Annotated in this window: 2 protein-coding genes; both read left to right on the top strand. The window is 72.3% G+C overall.

The genetic code is table 11. The annotated features are described in order from the left end of the window. A partial coding sequence (locus B7767_RS47420) for a hypothetical protein (protein WP_085574435.1) occupies positions 1-181 on the top strand: 181 nt, incomplete at its 5' end. A gap of 199 nt (positions 182-380) precedes the next feature. Further along, the coding region (locus B7767_RS26805; protein ID WP_085574436.1) for an ABC transporter ATP-binding protein at positions 381-1,427 on the top strand (1,047 nt) is incomplete at its 3' end.

Here is a 1,427-nt window from a genome sequence, read left to right as displayed (position 1 = left end):
CGTCCTGTCCGGTGTTCTCGTCCTCGCCGTCGGAGGATGCGTCTGCGTCGTCCGGGCGGCACGGGGCGGTCCGCGCTGGGCGCGCGGAGTGGCGAAGGGGACCCTGCTGGCGGGCGAGCTGCTCCGGTCGGGCCGTTCGAGCGGCCGCTCGGGAAGCGGCGACGACGGGGGCGACGGCTGACGGGCGACACCGGCCACCCCCGGTGAATCCGGCCGTCCGCTTTCTCGCCTGGTGGACCGGAGCGCCCTGATCCTGTCCGGCATCTTCCCCCGGCCGCTACTTTCCGTTAGCTTCCGTGACTCACACGCCCCGTGCGACCCGTGCGGGGCGTTCCGAACGCGGAGCGCCAGCGCCCATATCCGCCCCCGGGGGCACCCTCATGACACGCGCCATCTCCCTGCACGACGTGAGCAAGGCATACACGCGAGACGTCCGCGTGGTGGACCGGCTGTCGCTGGACATCGCGCCCGGTGAGTTCCTCGTCCTGCTCGGCCCCTCCGGCTGCGGCAAGTCCACCGTGCTCCGGATGATCGCCGGACTGGAGGACATCGACGAGGGCCGGCTGTTCCTCGACGGCGAGTACGGCAACGAACTGCCCCCCTCCGACCGGGACATGGCGATGGTGTTCCAGAACTTCGCCCTGTACCCGAGCATGAGCAGCCGCGACAACATCGGCTTCCCGCTCCGCATCGAGTCCCCCGGCGCCGACCCGGCCCCGCGCGTGGACGCCACCGCCCGCATGCTCGGCATCGAGGACCTCCTCGACCGCTTCCCCGCCCAGCTCTCCGGCGGTGAGCGCCAGCGCGTCGCCATGGGCCGGGCCATCGCCCGTCACCCCTCCGCCTTCCTGATGGACGAACCGCTGTCCAACCTCGACGCCAAGCTCCGCAACCGGCTGCGCGCCGAGATCTCCCAGCTCACCCGGGAGTTGGGCGTCACCACCGTCTACGTCACCCACGACCAGTCCGAGGCCATGTCGCTCGGCGACCGCGTCGCCGTACTGCGCGGCGGCGTCCTCCAGCAGGTCGGCACCCCGCGCACCGTGTACTCCCTGCCGAGCAACGTCTTCGTCGCCGCGTTCATCGGCACCCCGCGCATCAATCTGCTGCGCGGCCTGGTGCGCGCCCCGCTCGACGGGGCGATGACCATCAGCCTGGGCAAGCAGTTCCTGCGGCTGCCCGAACCGCTCTCCCTGGACCACCAGTTGCTGAGGGTGCAGCAGGGCCGCGAGGTCATCGTGGGCCTGCGCTCGGAGGCCGTACGGATCGCCAAGCCGTCCGCCGCGCGGACCGGCGAGGTGGCGCTCACCGGCCTGGTGGAGCACCTGGAGTTCCAGGGCCACGAGGTCCTCGTGCACTTCGACACCGGCTCCCGCCCCGCCGTCGTCCCCGACCTGGAGGCCCCGCGCCCGCGGCCCGAGCGCCCG

It is taken from the genome of Streptomyces sp. 13-12-16, assembly GCF_002114215.1.
In the GTDB taxonomy this organism is placed as follows: Bacteria; Actinomycetota; Actinomycetes; order Streptomycetales; family Streptomycetaceae; genus Streptomyces.
This window is presented reverse-complemented; position numbering and strand designations above follow the sequence as displayed.